Raw genomic sequence first — 20,452 nt, 5'->3', positions numbered from 1 at the left:
ACGCTTATCCCTAACCATAGCGAAAATAGTGGCTCAGTGTAAGATGCTTGTAAATCAGCGGTTATATTTTTGTCGGCGGGTGGCGCAATTTACGCCAAAGTGGCGAAAAAAAGCCCTCCATCAGGAGGGCGGGGGCATTATCTGGCGATGAACTGGTATTCCGTCAGGCTGACGTACTCCTCGCCCGGGCGCAATACGCAATCCGGCTGCGGCCAGTGCGGGTGGTTTGGCGAGTCGGGCAGGAATTCGCTCTCCAGCGCCAGGCCCTGCCAGGCCGCGTAGTCCTGCTCCGTGCGCGACGGCGTGCCGTCAAGGTAGTTGCCGGAATAGAACTGCAGCGCCGGGGCGGAGGTGTAGACCGTCATCTGCAGCTTCTCATCCTGCGACCACAGGTGAGCCGCCGGCCGGCCGGCGTCGCCCTGCGCCTGCAGCAGGAACGCATGATCGTAGCCTTTCACCTTGCGCTGATCGTCATCGCTCAGGAAGCGCTCCGCCAGCACCCGAGGCTCGCGGAAGTCAAAGCTGGTTTCGGCAACGTCGCGCAGATCGCCGCCGGGGATCCCGTCGCTCTCTACCGGCAGGTAGCGGTCGGCGAAGAGCTGCAGCCGATGCTGGCGAACGTCGGTCTGCTGGCCATCGAGGTTAAAGTAGACGTGGTTGGTCAGATTCACCGGGCAGGGCCGATCGACGGTGGCGCGGTACTCAATGGCAATACGGTTATCGTCGGTCAGGCGATAGTGCGCCGTCGCCTGCAAAGCCCCCGGGAATCCCTGGTCGCCGTCGGCGGAAGAGAGTGAAAACAGCGCCTGACGCTCGTCGGCGCTGACGATCTGCCAGCGACGCTTATCAAATCCGTCCGGCCCGCCGTGCAGCTGGTGGCCGGCGTCAGTAGACGGCACCAGGTTGACGGTATGGCCATCGAGAACAAACCGGCTGTTGGCGATGCGGTTGGCATAGCGGCCGACCGAGGCGCCGAAATAGGCCGCCTGGCGGGTATACTGTTCCGGCGAAGCGCAGCCGAGCAGGGCTTCGCGGACGCTGCCGTCGGCCAGAGTGACCCTGGCGGAGAGCAGCGTCGCGCCCCAGTCCATCAGCGTGACCACCATCCCGGCATCGTTGCGCAGGGTAATGAGCTGCCACGGCTGGCCATCCGGCGCGCGTTCTGTGGTTTGATTTAGCACTGGCCGGCTCCCTGGGAAGGTTTGCAAACGTAGAAGGTCTCTTTAATCCCGGTTTTCGCTTCATACTGCGCGGCAACGGCCTGCTGAACGGTATCCACCAGCTCTTCCGGCACCAGCGCGACGATGCAGCCGCCGAAGCCGCCGCCGGTCATGCGTACGCCGCCTTTGTCGCCGATGGTGGCTTTAACGATCTCAACCAGAGCGTCAATTTGCGGAACGGTGATTTCAAAATCATCGCGCATCGAGGCGTGAGATTCCGCCATCAGCTCGCCCATCCGCTTCAGGTCGCCTTTCTCCAGCGCGGTTGCCGCTTCGACGGTACGGGCGTTTTCGGTCAGCACGTGGCGAACGCGCTGAGCAACGACCGGATCCAGCTCCGCGGCCACGGCGTTGAACTCGGCAAGGGTGACGTCACGTAGCGCCGGCTGCTGGAAGAAGCGCGCGCCGGTTTCGCACTGTTCGCGGCGGGTATTGTATTCGCTGCCGACCAGGGTGCGTTTAAAGTTACTGTTGATGATCACCACCGCCACGCCTTTTGGCATTGAGACGGCCCTGCTGCCCAGCGTGCGGCAGTCAATCAGCAGGGCGTGATCCTTCTTGCCCAGCGCGGAGATCAGCTGGTCCATTATTCCGCAGTTACAGCCGACGAACTGGTTTTCCGCCTCCTGACCGTTCAGCGCGATTTGCGCGCCGTCTAGCGGCAGATGATAGAGCTGCTGGAATACGGTGCCGACGGCAACCTCCAGCGAAGCCGAGGAGCTTAGGCCGGCGCCCTGGGGAACGTCTCCGGCAATAACCAGATCCGCGCCGCCGAAATGGCTGTTGCGCTTCTGCAGATGCTTCACCACGCCGCGCACGTAGTTGGACCACTGCTGGGTATCGTGGCTGACAATTTTCGCATCCAGCGAAAACTCGTCGGACTGATTTTCATAATCGGCGGCGATCACGCGTACCACGCGGTCCGCGCGCGGCGCACAGCTGATGACCGTTTGATAATCAATGGCGCAGGGCAGCACGAAACCGTCGTTATAGTCGGTATGTTCGCCGATCAAATTCACGCGGCCCGGAGCCTGAATGGTGTGGCTGGCAGGGTAGCCAAATTTCTCGGCAAACAGGGCTTGGGTTTTCTCTTTCAGACTCATTGTTACTCTCCGGATTCGCGAAAATGAACGTCGCTGACCGCGCGCAGACGCTCGGCGGCTTGTTCCGCCGTCAGGTCACGCTGGGTTTCGGCCAGCATTTCGTAGCCGACCATAAATTTGCGTACCGTAGCGGAACGCAGCAGCGGCGGATAAAAGTGGGCGTGAAGCTGCCAGTGATTATTGTCTTCACCGTTAAACGGCGCGCCGTGCCAGCCCATCGAGTAGGGGAATGAGCACTGGAACAGGTTGTCGTAACGGCTGGTCAGCTTTTTCAGCGCCAGCGCAAGATCGGTGCGCTGCGCGTCGGTTAAGTCGGTCAGGCGCAGGACGTGCGCCTTCGGCAGCAGCAGGGTCTCAAATGGCCAGGCCGCCCAGTAGGGAACGACGGCCAGCCAGTGTTCAGTTTCGACCACCGTGCGGCTGCCGTCGGCGAGCTCACGCCGGGCGTAATCCACCAGCATCGGCGTGCCGTAGTCGGCGTAGTGCGCTTTCTGCAGGCGATCTTCGCGTTCGGCTTCGTTCGGCAGGAAGCTGTTGGCCCAGACCTGGCCGTGCGGATGCGGGTTGGAGCAGCCCATCGCGGCGCCTTTATTCTCAAACACCTGCACCCACGGGTAGTGCTGGCCGAGATCGGCCGTCTGTTCCTGCCACGCTTTAACCACGCCTTCCAGGGCTTCAACGCTCAGCTCAGGCAGCGTTTTGCTGTGGTCTGGCGAGAAGCAGATGACCCGGCTGGTCCCGCGCGCGCTTTGACAGCGCATCAGGGGATCGTCGCTTTCCGGCGCGTCCGGGGTATCGGTCATCAAGGCCGCAAAGTCGTTAGTAAACACGTACGTGCCGGCGTAGTTCGGGTTGGTATCACCGGTGACGCGGGTGTTACCCGGGCACAGGAAACAGTCCGGATCGTGCGCGGGCAAGGTCAGTTTTGCCGGCGTTTCCTGCGCCCCCTGCCAGGGGCGCTTGGCGCGATGCGGGGAAACCAAAATCCACTGCCCGGTTAACGGGTTATAGCGACGGTGCGGATGGTCGACGGGGTTAAATACGCTCATGACGATTCCTTAGTCTGGGTAACCCTGCGGATGACGGGACTGCCAGTGCCAGGTGTCCTGTGCCATCTCGTCAAGGTTGCGCGTGACGCGCCAGTTCAGTTCACGGTCGGCCTTTTCGGCGTCAGCCCAGTAGGCCGGGAGATCGCCTTCACGGCGCGGCGCGAAGTGGTAGTTAATCGGTTTGCCGCAGGCTTTGCTGAAGGCATTAATGACGTCCAGGACGCTGCTGCCCACGCCTGCACCAAGGTTATAAATATGCACGCCTGACTTACCGGCCAGTTTTTCCATCGCCGCAACGTGCCCGTCCGCGAGGTCCATGACGTGGATATAGTCGCGCACGCCGGTGCCATCCTCGGTCGGATAGTCGTTACCGAATACCGCCAGCGATTCGCGACGACCCACCGCCACCTGCGCAATGTACGGCATCAGGTTGTTAGGGATGCCCTGCGGGTCTTCGCCCATATCGCCGGACTGGTGAGCACCAACCGGGTTGAAGTAGCGCAGCAGCGCAATGCTCCAGTCCGGTTGGGCTTTCTGCAGGTCGGTAAGAATTTGCTCGACCATCAGCTTGCTTTTGCCGTACGGGCTTTGCGGCGTGCCGGTCGGGAAGCTTTCAACGTAAGGGATCTTTGGCTGGTCGCCGTAGACGGTGGCGGAGGAGCTGAAAATAAAGTTTTTGACGCCGGCGGCGCGCATGGCGGCAACTAATTTTAATGTGCCTGTCACATTATTGTCGTAGTATTCCAGCGGTTTGGCGACGGATTCGCCGACGGCTTTCAGTCCGGCAAAGTGGATCACCGCCTCAATGGCGTGATCGTGCAGGATCTCGGTCATCAACGCTTCATTGCGGATATCGCCCTCAACAAAGGTCGCTTTTTTCCCGCCAAGACGCTCAATCACCGGCAGCACGCTGCGCTTACTGTTGCAGAGGTTGTCGAGGATAATCACCTCATGCCCCTGCAGCAGCAGCTGCACGCAGGTATGACTTCCAATGTAACCGCTACCACCTGTAACCAATACTTTCATGACTCGCTCCAATAGGCTTATCGTATGTGAAGACGATAGCATATCAAAGAACGAAAAAGTGTGACACAGACCAAATTGGTGGTATCGCTTACACTAAAATACATAAACGCTATATTTAAATAATTACCATTTTAAAACATGAGCTTAATTGTTTTTTGTGAACTTTTTCTGAAAAAAATCAGGGATCTGCAGACCCCTGAATTGGCCTATTTTGCCAGCGGACCGATTTGATAAGTGTAACCGTCTCCACTAGGGATAAACTCGAGGCGGTGGGTGATGCAGTCCGGAGCATCTTCAGCGTGGTGGGAGACGAACAGCAGCTGGGTTGCCCCTTCGCTAATCAGCACGTCAACAAAGCGGCGTACCAGCTGGCGGTTGAGAGGGTCGAGCCCCTGCAGCGGCTCGTCGAGGATCAGCAGCGTCGGGTGTTTCACCAGCGCGCGCACAATCAGCGCCAGGCGCTGCTGGCCCCACGACAGGCTGTGGAACGGGGCGTCGGCGGTGCGGCCGTCGATACCCAGAATATCCAGCCAGGTCTGCACCAGCTTGCGCTGCTTATCGGAAACGGCCTGATAGATACCAATCGAATCGAAATAGCCCGACAGAATGACGTTGCGCACGGTGGTGCTGACGCGATACTCCAGGTGCAGGCTGCTGCTGACGTAGCCGATATGCTTTTTGATATCCCAGATGGTTTCGCCGCTGCCGCGACGGCGGCCAAACAGGGTCAGATCGTTGCTGTATCCCTGCGGATGATCGCCGGTTATCAGGCTGAGCAGGGTTGATTTCCCGGCGCCGTTGGGCCCGACTATCTGCCAGTGTTCGCCGGGATTGACCTGCCAGCTAAGGTGATTGAGGATTGGCCGGTCGTTATAGGACACCACCCCGTCGTTGAGGATAATGCGCGGCGTATCGGCGACCAGAGAGTGGCGGGCGGCGGGAGCATCCGGCTCCGGCAGTGCGATCCCGTCAAGCCGCTCGCTGTGGGCCAGCTGAGCGATCAGCGCCTGCTGCAGCAGGGTCTGCTTCTCCCCGATTTCGCTTAGCGTACAGTCCGCCAGCACGCCGGCAAACTGGACGAAGGCGGGGATCTCGTCGAACCGGTTGAGCACCAGCACGAGGGCGATGCCCTCGCCGTGCAGGGTAGCCAGCAGCTCGGCCAGCTGGTGGCGGGAGGCCACGTCAAGACCGTCGAAGGGCTCATCGAGGATCAGCAAATCCGGCTTCGCCATCAGCGCCTGGCACAGCAGCGTTTTGCGCGTCTCGCCGGTAGAGAGATATTTAAAACGGCGCTGTAGCAGGCCGGAAATGCCAAACAGCCCGGCAAGATGCGCGCAGCGGGCGGCATCCTTATACTCATCCTGGATTATCTCATGGGTAAAGCGGCCGGTGTCGTCTTCACCCGGGCTGAGCAGATCGGTGTTGTTGCGCTGCCACTCGTCGCTGACCAGCTTCTGTAGCTGTTCAAAGGAGAGGCGGGTGATGCGGGTAAAATCACTTTCACGCTCGCCGGAGAGCAGGGTGAGTTCGCCGGATAGCGCGCGGGCCAGCGCGGATTTACCGCTGCCGTTGCTACCGACGAATGCCCAGCTTTCGCCGGCGCCAACGGTGAGGTGTTCAATATTTAACGTTTTTGTGTCGCTCAGGCGGAACGTGCCTTGCGATATTTGCAATGATGACATTGTGTATCCCACTTTTTGCAGCAATATGCTTCAGGGATACGTCTTCAGGCGGGCAATGTCAATCCCGTCAGCACAAGGTGGCAAGAATGATGCGGTCGGCATTGAAATAGGCGATCGCCTCGGCACCTTCAGCCAGCCCTGCGGTCTGCTCCCGCGGCAGGGTCGCGCACAGGTTCTGACCGTCCGGCAGCGTCATCAGCACTTCGCACTGCTCCGGCCCGTATTCAATATGGCCGATCCGTCCCGTCAGCTGGTTGTCGGCCTCTGCCGCCACAGTCGGGTCCTGGGTCATACCGACCCACGGCGCTTTCAGCAAAACCAGCACCTCCTGGCCTTCATCCAGGCCGAGCCGTTCGGCGCTCCGGGCGGTGATCGCGACTTTAAAGCGGGTCTGCCCGTCGGCCAGCAAAACCTCAACGTGCTGCTGCACCTGCTGATGGTCGCGGCCGGTGATGGTACCAAACCACTGGTTACGGGCGCTGGTTTGCAGGGAGAAGCGGGAGATGGCGGCGAGCAGGCTGTCGAGGGGCAGCGCGTCGTCGTCGCTCAGGACGTCAAACGCTTTCTGTTGAATCTGCGCCAGCAGGTCGTAAAGCTGAATCAGCCGCTGGCCGTAGCGGGTCAGCACCGCGCCGCCGCCGCCTTTACCGCCGGTGGCGCGGTCAACCAGCGCCTGCTCGCTGAGCTGATTCATTTCGTTAATAGCATCCCACGCGCTTTTATAGCTGATGCCGGCATTTTTCGCGCCCTGGCTAATGGAACCCGTCTGGTCAATCTGCTTTAGCAGGGAGATGCGGCGAGGGTCGGCGAACAGGCGCTGCTGTAATTTCAGGGTGAGGAGAATTTCGGCCTGCATAATAATATCCTGGCAAAAAGGGTATTGTGACCGATAGCGAGCATCTTGCAAGATAGATCTATGACCGTAGCCGGCGAGGCATCGCACAAATGGGGCGTGTTTTTCCTGCTGAAACGGTTACACTTAAGCATTCGTACTTTCTGGAGCCCACTATGTTAGAGCTATTGAAAAGTCTGGTTTTTGCCGTGGTCATGGTCCCGGTGGTGATGGCTATCATCCTCGGTCTGATTTACGGTCTGGGCGAAGTGTTCAACATCTTCTCCGGCGTCGGTCATAAAGATCGCGGCCAGCAAAAAAACTGATTTCCTGACGCCCGGTTCCTCCGGGCGTTTTTTTATCCCTTCCTTTTGATCCTCATCTGGTTACCACCAATTCGCACTGGGAAAACCCCAATCTTGTCGTTATATTAGCCCGTACATAACGCATGCAAAGGAGTTTCAGATGGCACGTCAATGGTTACGTTTTTTTGTTGGAGCAACGTTAACGCTCTCCGTCGCCGGGCAGGCGCTGGCAGAAGAGGGAAAGATAACGGTCTTCGCGGCGGCTTCATTAACCAACGCGATGCAGGATATCGCGAAGGCCTATAAGCAGGAGAAAAAGGTTGATGTGGTTTCATCCTTCGCCTCCTCTTCAACGCTGGCACGGCAAATTGAAGCGGGCGCGCCTGCTGACCTGTTTATCTCCGCAGACCAGAAGTGGATGGATTACGCGGTCGAGAAAAAAGCGATTGATACCGCCACGCGCGCAACGCTGCTGGGTAACAGCCTGGTCGTCGTCGCGCCTAAGGCCAGCGCGCAGGGCGATATTACCATCAGCAGCAAGACCGACTGGACCAGCCTGCTGAAGGGCGGTCGTCTGGCGGTGGGCGATCCGGAGCACGTGCCGGCCGGGATTTATGCTAAAGAAGCGCTGCAGAAGCTGGGCGCGTGGGATACCCTGTCAGCGAAGCTGGCTCCGGCGGAAGACGTACGCGGGGCGCTGGCGCTGGTTGAACGTGACGAAGCGCCGCTGGGCATTGTTTACGGCTCGGATGCGGTTGCCAGCAAAGGGGTTAAAGTCGTGGGCACCTTCCCGGAAGATTCGCATAAGAAGGTTGAGTATCCGCTGGCTATCGTTGATGGACATAAAAATGCAACCGTCAGCGCATTCTATGACTACCTGAAAGGGCCCGAGGCGTCAGCCATCTTCAAACAATACGGATTTACTACGCGCCAATGATTTTAAGCGATCCCGAATGGCAGGCGGTGCTGCTGAGCCTCAAAGTATCATCCCTGGCGGTGGTGTTTAGCTTACCTTTCGGGATCTTCTTTTCCTGGCTGCTGGTCAGGCGCAGCTTCCCCGGAAAAGCGCTGCTCGACAGCCTTCTCCACCTGCCGCTGGTGCTGCCGCCGGTGGTGGTTGGCTACCTGCTGCTGATTGCAATGGGCAGGCGCGGCTTTATCGGCAGCTGGCTGTACGACTGGTTCGGCCTGACGTTTGCTTTCAGCTGGCGCGGCGCGGTGCTGGCGGCGGCGGTGATGTCGTTTCCCTTAATGGTGCGGGCGATTCGCCTGGCGCTTGAAGGGGTCGATATCAAGCTGGAGCAGGCGGCGCGAACCCTCGGCGCCGGGCGCTGGCGGGTGTTCTTTACCATCACCCTGCCGCTGACGCTGCCGGGCATTATTGTCGGCACCGTGCTGGCCTTCGCCCGCTCGCTGGGCGAGTTTGGCGCGACCATTACCTTCGTTTCCAATATTCCTGGCGAAACGCGCACCATCCCCTCCGCCATGTATACCCTGATCCAAACCCCGGGCGGGGAGGGCGCCGCCGCGCGCTTATGCTTAATTTCCATCGTGCTGGCGCTGATCTCGCTGCTGGTTTCCGAATGGCTGGCGCGCCTCAGCCGCGCGCGAATGGGCAAATAACGATGCTTGAACTCGATTTTACCCAGACGCTGGGAACCCATTGCCTGAGCATTCAGGAGACGCTGCCCGCCAGCGGTATTACCGCGGTGTTTGGCGTATCCGGCGCCGGTAAAACCTCGCTTATCAACGCCATCAGCGGCCTGACCCGGCCGCAGAAAGGGCGCATCGTGCTCAACGGCAGGGTGCTGAACGATGTCGAAAAGCGCATCTGCCTGGCGCCGGAAAAACGGCGCATTGGCTACGTTTTCCAGGACGCCCGCCTGTTCCCGCACTACAAAGTGCGCGGCAATTTGCAGTACGGCATGGCGAAGAGTATGGCCGGGCAGTTCGATAAGCTGGTGGCGCTGCTGGGGATTGAGCCGCTGCTCGATCGTCTGCCGGGCGGGCTCTCCGGCGGCGAGAAGCAGCGGGTGGCCATCGGTCGGGCGCTGCTGACCGCCCCCGAGCTGCTGCTGCTTGATGAGCCGCTGGCCTCGCTGGACATTCCGCGCAAGCGCGAGCTGCTGCCCTACCTGCAGCGGCTGGCGCGCGAAATCAATATCCCGATGCTGTACGTCAGCCATTCGCTGGATGAGATCCAGCATCTGGCGGATAAGGTGCTGGTGCTGGAAAACGGCAGCGTGAAGGCGTTTGGCGATCTCGAAGAGGTGTGGAGCAGCAGCGTGATGCACCCGTGGCTGCCGCAGGACCAGCAGAGCACGATTCTCACCGTTTCGGTTGTCGCCCAGCATCCGCAGTATGCGATGACCGCTCTGGCCCTCGGCGAGCAGCGGCTGTGGGTTAATCAGCTTGAGCGGCCTGCGGGCGAGTCGGCGCGCATTCGCGTTCAGGCCTCCGACGTATCGCTGGTGCTGGAGCAACCGCAGCGGACCAGCATTCGCAATATTTTACGCGCGCAGGTCGTGCAGTGTATTGAAACCAACGGACAGATTGAGGTGCAGCTGGAGGTCAGCGGCCGTACGCTGTGGGCGCGCATCAGCCCGTGGGCCAGAGATGACCTGGGGGTGAAGCCAGGTCAGTGGCTGTATGCGCAAATCAAGAGCGTGTCGATTAGCGCCTGATTACAGCAGGTTGCGGTTGATAAAGTCGGCAATGCTGTTGCTTTCGTTCTCGCCAATCACCACGTTCGCACGCGCTTTGACTTCGTCGACCGCGTTACCCATCGCCACGCCGGTACCGGCAGCTTCCAGCATGCTGAGGTCGTTATAGTTGTCGCCGAAGGCCACTACGTCCTGCATTGATAGCCCCTGGGCCTCAACCCACTGCGCCAGGCGCTTGCCTTTGCTGTTGCCGGCGCGGGCGATATCGACCTGATCGTGCCACGACCATTCGCACTCCAGACCCAGCGTCTGGCCGACGTGCTGTGCGAACTGCTGCAGTTTAGGAATATTTTCGTCGGTGAGGGCGAACTTCCACACCGCCTTCACCTCGCGCGCCGCCTGCGCCAGGGAGTCAACCTGGGTGAAGACCGGGCGCTGCTCCGGCGGCAGCGACTCTGCCCAGCGGGCGGTACGGATGACGTGTCCGGTCGGGTGCTCGTAGAGCATGGCATCGTCGACGTACATCAGGCCGTGAACGTCGTGGTCGGCGAGCATCCCGGTAAGGCTCAGCGCCTTATCGACCGCCATCGGATCGGCCTGCAGAACCTTTTTTGCCTGATAATCATACAAATAAGTGCCATTACAACAAATTGCAGGTGTATCCAGAGCCAGTGCCTGATAAAAAGGATGGATCGCGACGTGATGTCGACCCGTGACGACGATCACCCGGTAACCGGCCGCGCGGGCACGCGCCAGCGCCTCAAGCGAGGCGGGCAGAATGGTCTTGCTGGAGGTCAGTAGGGTGCCGTCTAAATCCAGGGCAATCACGCGTGAGGTCATGTGTTGTTTCCGGTTAATGGTGAAAAGTGAGCAGGCCATGATGGTACACCGCTGTGCCTCAGGGGCAAATTTTTCAGCATCTACCGTTAAAAGAGTCTATACATTGCATCGAACCAGCAGTTTGATGAATGAAATGTATAAGTTTTCCACGTGCAGTGAGGAAAGGAGCAGTCATGAAACAAACCGTTTATACCGCCAGCCCGGAAAGCCAGCAGATCCACGTCTGGAGCCTGGATCTTGAGGGAAAGCTGACCCTGGTGCAGGTTGTCGACGCCCCGGGCCAGGTGCAGCCGATGGTGGTGAGCCCGAATAAAGAGTATCTCTACGTCGGCGTGCGTCCGGAGTTTCGCGTACTGGCCTACCGCATTGCGCCAGATAACGGGGCGCTCACCTTTGCCGGTGAAGCCGCGCTGCCGGGAAGCCCGACGCATATCTCCACCGACCAGCTGGGCCGCTTTGTGTTCAGCGCCTCGTATAATTCGGGCTGCGTGAGCGTCACTCCGCTGACCGACGGTCTGCCGGGTGAAACGGTGGCGGTGGTTGAAGGCCTGGAAGGCTGCCACTCTGCCAATATCTCTCCGGATAACCGCACGCTGTGGGTACCGGCGCTCAAGCAGGACCGCATCTGCCTGTTTACCCTCAGCGATGATGGCTTCCTGGCGGCGCAGGAGCCGGCGGAAGTGACCACCGTTGAAGGCGCGGGCCCGCGTCATATGGTGTTCCATCCGAACCAGCAGTACGGCTACTGCGTGAACGAGCTGAACAGCTCCGTTGACGTCTGGGAGCTGAAGGATCCGCACGGCAAAATTGAGTGCGTGCAGACGCTGGATATGATGCCTGCCGACTTTACCGGCGTGCGCTGGGCGGCGGATATCCACCTGACCGCCGACGGCCGTCATCTCTACGCCTGCGATCGTACCGCCAGTATTATCACTATCTTCAGCGTCTCCGAAGACGGCAGCGTGCTGGCGATTGAAGGCTACCAGCCGACCGAGGCCCAGCCGCGCGGCTTTAACCTCGATCACAGCGGCAAATACCTGATTGCCGCCGGGCAGAAATCTCACCACGTCGCGGTGTACGAAATCAGCGGCGAGCAGGGTCTGCTGCAGGAGAAAGGGCGCTATGCCGTCGGCCAGGGGCCGATGTGGGTCGTTGTTAACGCTCACTAAGCCAAAGCGGCCGACAAAACCTCGCTGCGGCGAGGTTTTTTTATGCGTCGAGCAGACTTAAGCCGCCCTCCGAGCGGGCGGTACTGCGCTTATGACAGCGCCGTCTGCAGCGTGCGGGCGCTGTTTTGCAGCTCTGCGCCGGGATTGCGGCCAATTAATACGAACTGATATCCCCGATCGTTCCACCAGGCGAGATTCATCCCGTGGCGCCGCTCGCCGCTAATCTCCGCGCTGCCCGGCTGGCGCTGGGGGGAGATGCACAGTGCCATGGGGCCATACTCGGCGTGCATCCAGGCAATCTGCGCGATGGAGGTGCTGTCGTAGCGCAGCATGCGGACCATTTTAAGCTCCGCGCCCTGCAGCCTGAGCTGCTGTTCATTGAGATGCAGGCCAAGATCCTCGGCGGTGCGCGCCAGCCCGCGCTGCAGCAGCGGCGGCGAGCTGTCGAGATCGAGCAGCGTTTCGGCGCTGTAGAGCGACATATAGCGGGCCTCAAGATCGCGAATGTTTTCGCTCTCATCCTGCTCGTCCGCCGCCGGGCGCGCCAGGTAGCCTAATCCGCTGCCTATCAGCAAAAAGCTGATCGAAGCCGCAATCATTGCGCGGCGGCTAAACGACGGGCGCGGCGCGGGCGTGCGGCTATCTCCGGCCTGCGCCAGCTGCGCGTCGAGCCTTGCCTGCATGCGCTCCAGCGGCGCCTCATCGAGCAGGGGCGCAAAGGCCTGGCGATAGTTCTGATTGCTGCTCATCAGCTCGGCGGTGCGGGCGGCGAGCTGCCCATCGCTCTTGAACGCCGCCTCGAAGCTGCGGGCGTCGGCGTCGCTCATCTCACCGTCCAGCCAGGCAACGATAGCCTCATCGCTATAGGGAGGCGTAAAACTTAACGATTTCAAGAGCGTTTCTCCTTCGCTGAGGGCGGGGTAGCTATCGATTTTGCCAGCGTCAGCCTTGCCGCCGCCAGCCGGCTCATAATGGTACCGACCGGCACCGACAGGGTGTCAGCCGCCTCCTGATAGGTAAAGCCTTCGACATACACCAAAAATACGGCGTTGCGCTGGGCTTCCGCCAGCGCGCCCACGCGGCGCATAATTTGCCGGTACTGCAGGCTATCTTCCGCCATTTCACGAGAATCCGGCGCAACCAGCTCTTCGCTGTCGACGAATCCTTGCCCCATCCGCACGTGGCGCGCGCGCAGCTCTGAAATCCAGATGGAGTGGAGAATAGAAAACAGCCATCTGTCGATACGCGTGCCCGGCGTATACTGCGCGCTCCTTTCGAGCGCGCGTACGCAGGTGGACTGTACCAGCTCCTCGGCGACATCGCGGCTGCGCGACAGGACCAGCCCGTAGCGCCAAAGGCGCGAGAGATGGGCGGCAAGCTGTGAGCGAACTTCACTGGTTGTGATTTTCTTACCCTCGTGACGATTATCAGGATTCAGGATGCCCGTTAATGGCCGCCTGCAGATCGCGATACTCCTCGCAGCCCTGGCCGCAGATCCCGGCAATCACCTTCAGCTGCTCCTTCGCCAGATCCGCACGACCTTTTATCATCCATGCTTCACCCAGATACTCCCGGGCTTTGGCATAGTTCGGCTCAAGCGCCAGCGAACGCTGATAGTAACCAATGCCTTCGTCCGTACGTCCGAGCTTGCGGGTCGCGTAGCCGCGGTAGTTCCAGGCCTCGGCCGTATTGCTGTTTTTTAACGAATCCAGCAGGTTCAGCGCCGTCTGGTATTCGCCTTTTTTCGCCAGATGGTAGGCGTAGTTGGTTTTATCCTGGTCGCTGAGGCTGCTGGTTTTCTCCGGCACGCACTGTTTGGTGGCGCTGTCATAAACCTGTCCGCTCGGGCAGTCAGGGGTTTTACTCTCGGTACTATTATCGCCCATGGCAAACACCGGCGGCACGGACAGGAAAAATAGCAGTGCCGGAACGGCCATGCGGCGCGAGGCGGGGCGTAATACGGATGAAAGTACGTTCATTTTAGTCTCCAGAATGGGCGAATGCGCGACCGGGCGTACAGGCGAACCGCAGGGGGTAAGCGCCGTCATGGTCTTGCATGGTGTAAACGCGCCAGCGGGCGTTTTTATTCGCCTAAAAAACGTTTTTTTTGCGCAGGGGAAAGCCGGGCGGGAAGAGGGAGGGACAAAGGGGGGAGCGGCTCCCCCCTTTAGGCAGGACGATTACTGCTTAGGTTCCGCCACGATAACGCTTCCCACGCCGCGGTTGTTGTATTCCCACATGCGGTTGAAGCCGTCGTCGTTGAGGTTACGCTGCACAACGCCTTTGGCGTCTACCGCGCCGGTATTACCGCTGAAGGCGCGGTTAGAGGCTGCCGCATCGGCCCACGGCTTCGCGACATTAAAGCCTTCGTTAATCACGCTATCGCGGATAACCACCTGACCGTTGGTGTTGCCGTCAACGTCCAGAGAGCGGCCCAGCTGCGCGACGCCATCGCCGGAAGCGGTGAAGCGGCTGTTGATGGCGAGGAAGCCGTAGGTGACGCTCTTCAGCGTCGCCGGGGCGAAGACGTAGCCCTCTTTCTGCGTGCGGGAATTCACGACGCGGAAATCGGTGTTATCAAAGACAACGGCGCCGCGGCCGGCAACGATATCGACGTCGCCTTCAATATAGCTGTTGCTGACCAGCGTGCGGGTCTGGCGATCGTTCTGCAGACGGTTCTGCACGCCGCTGTTGGTCACGAAGAAGGTGTTCTGACGGCCGAGAATATTGACGTTGTTAATCTGCACCTGGTCGCCATCGCTGCGCAGCGCGACGGCCTGGTGGGTGCCGGCATCAACGCTATCGCCGAGATTGTTAGCGATGGTCAGGTTCTGCAGCTGCAGGCCGTTATTCTGCGACCAGAAGACCGCGGAGCACAGCACGCCGACGGTGGCCGTACGCTTGCTCTGGCAGCTGTCGAACATATACCACGCCGGTTTGCCTGGCATGTATTTCCCGGCCGGGTTGACCAGGTGACGCCAGCTGGTTACGTCCATTTCCGAATCGATCGCCTGGCTAATTTTCACATCCAGCGGCTTCTCGCCGGTACCGTAAAGGGTCAGCGCGCCGGGGGCGGCCGGGACATACACGGTACCGGTATATTCACCCGGCATAATCGCAATGAACAGACGGCGGTCGGAGTGACGGGCAATTGCCGCATCGACGGCGGCCTGGATCGTGGTGTGGGTCACGCCCTGAGTCCCCGCAGGCCCGACGACGAAGTCAGGCTGGGCCGGCGCGGCAATCGCCGCCGGCGTCCACGCCGCGGCGTTCGGATTGAGCGACTGGAAATAGCTCGCCGGCAGGAAATTCTTCGCTTCATCGGCGCTTAAAACGGGGCGAGAGGCGGTACCCGGCGCGGCCTGGGTAGAGGGTTGCTGATCGGCAGGGGTTGAGCTGCAGGCGGATAACGTCACGCCGAAGGCCAGCGCCAGCGTCAGTCGGGAAACTGAAAATGTGTTCATGTTGCTCCGGGCAAGAATCAATTAGCTATACCCGCCATACTTCAAGCCGCTTCTTTGCTGGCAGCGTGCGCCTGCCACCTCGATACGGGCCGAATTATTTGGGGTGTGTGAATAGATAAGCTCTTTAAAACCTGCTTTTTTATACTAAGTTGAGCAAAACGGGAAGACGCTGAGCTAAAAAGTTAGCGTTATGCTGTTTTGCACCCGCAGGCGGGGCCGCTCGTAGTCACAAAAAAATAACAATAATCCCTGCTTTTATTGACATTTTCGATGGAATGAAAATAAATGTCTATACAACCCATGACAAGTTGACCGCTATGACTGAAGCCACTTCCGATCTCGTTATCTGGCGAAACGCCCGCCTCGCCACCTTGAACCCACAGGACTCGCGGCCTTATGGCCTGCTGGATCGCCACGCGCTGCTGGTGCGCAATGGCCGGATTGAGGCCGCGATCCCCGAAAGCGACGCCCCAGCAGGGCGCAGCGTTGACCTTGGCGGCAGGCTGGTGACGCCGGGGCTGATTGATTGCCATACCCACCTGATCTTCGGCGGCAGCCGGGCGCAGGAGTGGGAGCAGCGGCTCAACGGCGTCTCTTACCAGACCATCAGCGCTAACGGCGGCGGCATTAACTCGACGGTGCGCGCCACCCGCGAAAGCAGCGAAGCGCAGCTGCTGGCGCTGGCGCAGCAGCGCCTCGATCGCCTGCTGCGTGAAGGGGTCACGACGGTTGAAATTAAGTCCGGCTACGGGCTGGATCTGGAAAGCGAACGCAAGATGCTGCGCGTGGCGCGACGGCTGAGCGAAAGCAATGCGTTTGAGCTGTCGGCCACGCTGCTCTCCGCCCACGCCACGCCGCCGGAGTATAAAGGTGACCCGGACGGCTATATCACCCTGGTCTGCGAAACCCTGCTGCCGACGCTGTGGGAAGAGGGGCTGTTTGAAAGCGTCGACGTGTTCTGTGAAAACGTCGGCTTCAGCCCGCAGCAGACCGAACGAGTATTCCAGGCGGCGCAGGCCCGCGGAATCCCGGTGAAGGGCCACGTCGAACAGCTCTCCTCCCTCGGCGGCGCCGAGCTGGTCAGCCGCTATCGCGGGCTCTCTGCCGACCATATCGAATATCTGACGGAAGAGGGCGTGGCGGCGATGAGCCACAGCGGTACGGTCGCGGTGCTGCTGCCCGGCGCCTTCTATTTCCTCAACGAGACCCGCCGGCCGCCGGTAGAGCTGCTGCGGCAGTATCAGGTCCCGATGGCGGTGGCGACGGACTACAACCCGGGCACCAGCCCGTTCGCCAGCCTGCATCTGGCGATGAATATGGCCTGCGTCAAGTTTGGCCTGACGCCGGAGGAGGCGTGGGCCGGCGTGACCCGCCACGCGGCGAGGGCGCTGGGGCGTCAGGCGAGCCACGGCCAGCTGGCGGCGGGATTCGTCGCCGATTTTGCCATCTGGGACGCCGAACATCCGGTAGAGATGGTGTATGAACCAGGGCGCAGTCCGCTCTGGCATCGCGTGGTTCGAGGAGAGATGCAATGAAGCTGTGGCAACCGACGCCCGCCGGGCTGTGGCAAGGGCGCGACGACAGCGGCGAAGCCGCCAACGCGCTGCGCCTGTTTCAGACGATAGCGCGGGCGGACCGCTTCGCCCCCGACGAGCAGCCGGGCGAAATTGCCCTGCTGGGCTTCGCCTGCGATGAGGGCGTACGGCGCAACCTCGGGCGCACGGGGGCGGAAAAGGGGCCCGAGACGCTGCGGCGGGCGCTGGCGAATATGGCCAGCCACAGCGGCCACGACCGCTGCGTGGATATGGGCAGCATTAGCGTGGTGGGCGAGGCGCTGGAAGAGGCGCAGCGGGCGCTGCGTGAGGCGGTGGCCGCCTGCCAGCGCGCCGGCAAACGCACCCTGGTGCTGGGCGGGGGCCACGAAACCGCCTTTGGCCACGGCGCCGGCGTGCTGGACGCGTTCCCCGATGAAAAGGTCGGCATTATCAACCTCGATGCCCATCTCGATTTACGCTTTGCCGAACGGGCCAGCTCGGGGACGCCGTTCCGCCAGCTGGCGCTGGAGTGCGAGGCGCAGGGGCGCGGCTTTCATTACGCCTGCATCGGCGCCAGCCGGGCGGCGAATACCCAGGCCCTGTGGGATGAGGCGGCGCGTCGCGAGGTGCGGGTCATTGAGGATCTGGACGTGCTGCAGGCCTATGAAGAACGGGTTGCGCCGGAAATCGCGCGCCAGATAGCCCTCTACGATCGCCTCTACCTGACCATCGACCTTGACGTCATGCCGGCCCGCGAAATGCCGGCGGTCTCGGCTCCCGCAGCGCTGGGCGTGCCGTTGACCGCGCTGCTGCGCATCGTTGAGCCGCTGTGCCGCAGCGGCAAGCTGCAGGCGGTGGATCTGGTGGAGTTTAATCCGCAGTTTGACATCGATAGCCAGGGCGCCCGCACGGCGGCCCGGCTGGCATGGCAAATCGCCCATTGGTGGCGCTGACGATTCAGTATATTCTGCTCGTTTCGCCGCCCATTGAGAATAAGGAAAGCCAGGCTATGTTTTCACATCAATCTCGCTCCGCGCCGGCACCGTTCTATGAAAAGGTGAAGCAGGCGATCAGCGAAAAGATCCAAAGCGGCGTCTGGCGCCCGCACGATCGCATCCCTTCGGAGGCGGAGCTGGTGGCGCAGTTTGGTTTTAGCCGGATGACCATTAACCGCGCGCTTCGCGAGCTCACCGACGAAGGCCTGCTGGTGCGCCTGCAGGGCGTGGGAACCTTCGTGGCGGAGCCGAAGGGGCAGTCGGCGCTGTTTGAAGTCCGCAGCATCGCCGATGAAATCGTCTCCCGCCAGCACCAGCACCGCTGTGAGGTGCTGCTGCTGGAGGAGACCCGGGCCGACCTTATCCAGGCGGCGGCGCTCAACGTCGCCGAAGGCACGCGGATATTTCACTCCCTGATGGTGCATTTCGAAAACGACGTACCGGTACAAATTGAGGACCGCTGCGTCAACGCCACCGTGGTGCCGGACTATTTGCGCCAGGACTACACCGCCACCACGCCGCACGACTACCTGTCGCTGATTGCCCCGCTAACCGAGGGGGAGCATATTGTCGAAGCGGTGCAGGCGAGCGCGAAGGAGTGCGAGCTGCTGCACATTCATGCCCAGGATCCCTGCCTGATGATTCGTCGCCGCACCTGGTCGACGACGCATATTGTTTCCCACGCCCGCCTGCTGTTTCCCGGCAGCCGCTATCGCCTGCAGGGACGCTTCGGCTCCTGATCCTCAGCGCGTCGGCAAAAGCGTGATTGCTGACGCAATATAACAAAATTGTATCATTTCTGTTAAATCCTGGCTTGCGTAGAGTTGTATAGACAAGTATATGTATCTACGTAAACAACGTTAATTGTCAGGAGAAACCCCGATGTCGCAAAGCAAATACCGCCAGCTGGACGTACGTGCACCGCGAGGCACCACGCTGAGTGCGAAGAGCTGGTTGACCGAAGCGCCGCTGCGTATGTTAATGAATAACCTCGATCCGGACGTCGCCGAAAACCCGCATGAGCTGGTGGTTTACGGCGGCATTGGGCGCGCGGCGCGTAACTGGGAATGCTATGACGCTATCGTGAAGGCGCTGAAAAACCTGGAGAACGATGAGACCCTGCTGGTGCAGTCCGGCAAGCCGGTGGGGGTATTTAAAACCCATGAAAACTCACCCCGCGTGCTGATCGCCAACTCTAACCTGGTCCCGCACTGGGCGACCTGGGAACACTTCAACGAACTCGACGCCAAAGGCCTGGCCATGTACGGCCAGATGACCGCCGGGAGCTGGATTTATATCGGCAGCCAGGGCATCGTGCAGGGCACCTACGAAACCTTCGTCGAAGCCGGGCGCCAGCACTATGAAGGCAGTCTGAAAGGCCGCTGGGTGCTCACCGCCGGCCTGGGCGGCATGGGCGGCGCGCAGCCGCTGGCCGCCACCCTGGCGGGCGCCTGCTCGCTGAACATTGAGTGCCAGCAGAGCCGTATCGATTTCCGCCTGCGTACCCGCTACGTTGACGAGCAGGCGACGTCGCTGGATGACGCCCTGGCCCGCATCAAGAAATATACCGCCGAAGGCCGCGCCGTCTCGATCGCGCTGTGCGGCAACGCCGCCGACATCGTGCCGGAAATGGTGAAACGCGGCGTGCGCCCGGACATGGTCACCGACCAGACCAGCGCCCACGACCCGCTGCACGGCTATCTGCCGAAAGGCTGGAGCTGGGAAGAGTATCAGGAAAAAGCGGTCTCCGACCCGCAGGGCACCATTCAGGCTGCCAAACGCTCGATGGCCGACCACGTTCAGGCCATGCTGGCCTTCCATGAGATGGGCATTCCGACCTTCGACTACGGCAACAACATTCGCCAGATGGCTCAGGAAATGGGCGTCGACAAGGCCTTCGATTTCCCGGGCTTCGTGCCCGCCTATATTCGCCCGCTGTTCTGCCGCGGTATCGGCCCGTTCCGCTGGGTGGCGCTTTCCGGCGACCCGCAGGATATTTATAAGACCGATGCCAAAGTGAAAGAGATTGTCAAAGACGACAAGCATCTGCACCACTGGCTGGATATGGCGCGCGAGCGCATCAGCTTCCAGGGCCTGCCGGCGCGTATCTGCTGGGTTGGCCTCGAGTGGCGCCAGAAGCTGGGCCTGGCCTTTAACGAAATGGTCCGCAGCGGCGAAGTTTCCGCGCCGATCGTTATCGGTCGCGACCACCTTGACTCCGGGTCGGTTGCCAGCCCGAACCGTGAAACCGAATCGATGCGCGATGGCTCCGACGCGGTGTCCGACTGGCCGCTGCTCAACGCCTTGCTGAATACGGCCAGCGGCGCGACCTGGGTTTCGCTGCACCACGGCGGCGGCGTAGGCATGGGCTTCTCTCAGCACTCCGGAATGGTTATCGTCTGCGACGGAACCGACGAAGCGGCCGCGCGAATTGCTCGCGTTCTGCATAACGACCCGGCAACCGGCGTGATGCGTCACGCGGATGCGGGCTATGAGATTGCGATTGAATGCGCAGCGGAACAAGGACTGAATCTTCCTATGGTGTCAGCAACGCAGGGGCAACGCTGAA

At 60.7% G+C, this 20,452-nt stretch carries 20 protein-coding genes; 9 read left to right on the top strand and 11 right to left on the bottom strand.

Annotated elements, in window-relative coordinates:
• Positions 1 to 137: 137 nt before the first annotated feature.
• The 6 genes from galM to modE all read right to left on the bottom strand — a co-directional run bounded on the left by galM (position 138) and on the right by modE (position 6,936).
• On the bottom strand, positions 138 to 1,181 hold the full coding sequence (gene galM / locus MMW58_RS20625; protein WP_241722007.1) for a galactose-1-epimerase: 1,044 nt from the start codon (positions 1,179 to 1,181) through the stop codon (positions 138 to 140).
• Entirely contained in the window at positions 1,175 to 2,323 is a 1,149-nt protein-coding gene (galK, locus tag MMW58_RS20620) for a galactokinase (RefSeq protein ID WP_241722006.1), read from the bottom strand. Before galK ends, galM begins: the two co-directional genes overlap by 7 nt.
• A gap of 2 nt (positions 2,324 to 2,325) precedes the next feature.
• Positions 2,326 to 3,372, bottom strand: a complete 1,047-nt coding sequence (gene galT / locus MMW58_RS20615) for a galactose-1-phosphate uridylyltransferase (protein ID WP_041144655.1) — start codon at positions 3,370 to 3,372, stop codon at positions 2,326 to 2,328.
• 9 nt (positions 3,373 to 3,381) lie between these two features.
• Positions 3,382 to 4,398 carry a UDP-glucose 4-epimerase GalE gene (gene galE, locus MMW58_RS20610; RefSeq protein WP_241722005.1) on the bottom strand — a complete coding sequence of 339 codons (1,017 nt, stop codon included), beginning with the start codon at positions 4,396 to 4,398 and terminating at the stop codon, positions 3,382 to 3,384.
• A 206-nt stretch (positions 4,399 to 4,604) separates the two neighbouring features.
• Positions 4,605 to 6,080: a molybdate ABC transporter ATP-binding protein ModF gene (modF, locus tag MMW58_RS20605; RefSeq protein WP_159236083.1), complete on the bottom strand. Its 1,476-nt coding sequence runs from the start codon at positions 6,078 to 6,080 to the stop codon at positions 4,605 to 4,607.
• Between the two features lie 67 nt (positions 6,081 to 6,147).
• A complete protein-coding gene (gene modE / locus MMW58_RS20600; RefSeq protein ID WP_133596889.1) occupies positions 6,148 to 6,936 on the bottom strand; it encodes a molybdenum-dependent transcriptional regulator in 789 nt (262 codons plus the stop codon).
• Positions 6,937 to 7,088: 152 nt separating this feature from the next.
• On the opposite strand from modE, the gene MMW58_RS20595 reads away from it, so the two are divergent.
• The 4 genes from MMW58_RS20595 to modC all read left to right on the top strand — a co-directional run bounded on the left by MMW58_RS20595 (position 7,089) and on the right by modC (position 9,901).
• On the top strand, positions 7,089 to 7,238 hold the full coding sequence (locus MMW58_RS20595) for an AcrZ family multidrug efflux pump-associated protein (protein ID WP_041144659.1): 150 nt from the start codon (positions 7,089 to 7,091) through the stop codon (positions 7,236 to 7,238).
• Between the two features lie 139 nt (positions 7,239 to 7,377).
• Positions 7,378 to 8,154, top strand: coding sequence for a molybdate ABC transporter substrate-binding protein (gene modA / locus MMW58_RS20590; RefSeq protein ID WP_133596891.1), 777 nt, complete (start codon positions 7,378 to 7,380; stop codon positions 8,152 to 8,154).
• Positions 8,151 to 8,840, top strand: coding sequence for a molybdate ABC transporter permease subunit (gene modB / locus MMW58_RS20585; protein WP_041144661.1), 690 nt, complete (start codon positions 8,151 to 8,153; stop codon positions 8,838 to 8,840). The genes modA and modB overlap by 4 nt, the downstream gene beginning before the upstream one ends.
• A 2-nt stretch (positions 8,841 to 8,842) precedes the next feature.
• Positions 8,843 to 9,901: a molybdenum ABC transporter ATP-binding protein ModC gene (gene modC, locus MMW58_RS20580; RefSeq protein ID WP_133596893.1), complete on the top strand. Its 1,059-nt coding sequence runs from the start codon at positions 8,843 to 8,845 to the stop codon at positions 9,899 to 9,901.
• Here modC and MMW58_RS20575 read toward each other — a convergent pair whose 3' ends face one another.
• Complete coding sequence (locus MMW58_RS20575; protein WP_133596895.1) at positions 9,902 to 10,720, bottom strand: pyridoxal phosphatase; 819 nt, start codon at positions 10,718 to 10,720, stop codon at positions 9,902 to 9,904.
• A gap of 173 nt (positions 10,721 to 10,893) precedes the next feature.
• Between MMW58_RS20575 and pgl the strand changes: the two genes are divergently transcribed.
• On the top strand, positions 10,894 to 11,889 hold the full coding sequence (gene pgl, locus MMW58_RS20570; protein ID WP_241722004.1) for a 6-phosphogluconolactonase: 996 nt from the start codon (positions 10,894 to 10,896) through the stop codon (positions 11,887 to 11,889).
• Between the two features lie 89 nt (positions 11,890 to 11,978).
• Here the strand turns inward: pgl and MMW58_RS20565 are convergent, their stop codons facing one another.
• The 4 genes from MMW58_RS20565 to MMW58_RS20550 form a co-directional block, all read right to left on the bottom strand.
• Positions 11,979 to 12,782 carry an anti-sigma factor family protein gene (locus tag MMW58_RS20565; RefSeq protein WP_241722003.1) on the bottom strand — a complete coding sequence of 268 codons (804 nt, stop codon included), beginning with the start codon at positions 12,780 to 12,782 and terminating at the stop codon, positions 11,979 to 11,981.
• Positions 12,779 to 13,330, bottom strand: coding sequence for an RNA polymerase sigma factor (locus MMW58_RS20560; RefSeq protein ID WP_133597975.1), 552 nt, complete (start codon positions 13,328 to 13,330; stop codon positions 12,779 to 12,781). The genes MMW58_RS20565 and MMW58_RS20560 overlap by 4 nt, the downstream gene beginning before the upstream one ends.
• Positions 13,317 to 13,868, bottom strand: coding sequence for a tetratricopeptide repeat protein (locus tag MMW58_RS20555; protein ID WP_133596899.1), 552 nt, complete (start codon positions 13,866 to 13,868; stop codon positions 13,317 to 13,319). Before MMW58_RS20555 ends, MMW58_RS20560 begins: the two co-directional genes overlap by 14 nt.
• Positions 13,869 to 14,069: 201 nt before the next feature.
• Complete coding sequence (locus MMW58_RS20550) at positions 14,070 to 15,353, bottom strand: putative acyl-CoA thioester hydrolase (protein ID WP_159237253.1); 1,284 nt, start codon at positions 15,351 to 15,353, stop codon at positions 14,070 to 14,072.
• A 275-nt stretch (positions 15,354 to 15,628) separates the two neighbouring features.
• Here MMW58_RS20550 and hutI point away from each other — a divergent pair, with 275 nt between their 5' ends.
• The 4 genes from hutI to hutU all read left to right on the top strand — a co-directional run bounded on the left by hutI (position 15,629) and on the right by hutU (position 20,451).
• Entirely contained in the window at positions 15,629 to 16,888 is a 1,260-nt protein-coding gene (gene hutI, locus MMW58_RS20545) for an imidazolonepropionase (protein ID WP_241722002.1), read from the top strand.
• Positions 16,885 to 17,841: a formimidoylglutamase gene (hutG, locus tag MMW58_RS20540; protein ID WP_133596905.1), complete on the top strand. Its 957-nt coding sequence runs from the start codon at positions 16,885 to 16,887 to the stop codon at positions 17,839 to 17,841. The genes hutI and hutG overlap by 4 nt, the downstream gene beginning before the upstream one ends.
• Positions 17,842 to 17,897: 56 nt before the next feature.
• Positions 17,898 to 18,623 (top strand): histidine utilization repressor, encoded by a 726-nt coding sequence (locus MMW58_RS20535; protein WP_241722001.1) that lies wholly within the window; start codon positions 17,898 to 17,900, stop codon positions 18,621 to 18,623.
• A gap of 142 nt (positions 18,624 to 18,765) precedes the next feature.
• Positions 18,766 to 20,451 (top strand): urocanate hydratase, encoded by a 1,686-nt coding sequence (hutU, locus tag MMW58_RS20530; RefSeq protein WP_045854530.1) that lies wholly within the window; start codon positions 18,766 to 18,768, stop codon positions 20,449 to 20,451.
• The last annotated feature ends 1 nt before the right edge of the window (position 20,452 follow it).

It is taken from the genome of Klebsiella sp. HC6, assembly GCF_022605325.1.
GTDB classification, from domain to species: Bacteria; Pseudomonadota; Gammaproteobacteria; order Enterobacterales; family Enterobacteriaceae; genus Klebsiella; species Klebsiella terrigena.
The sequence above is the reverse complement of the archived record's forward strand: the minus strand, read 5'-3'. Positions and strand labels throughout refer to the sequence as shown.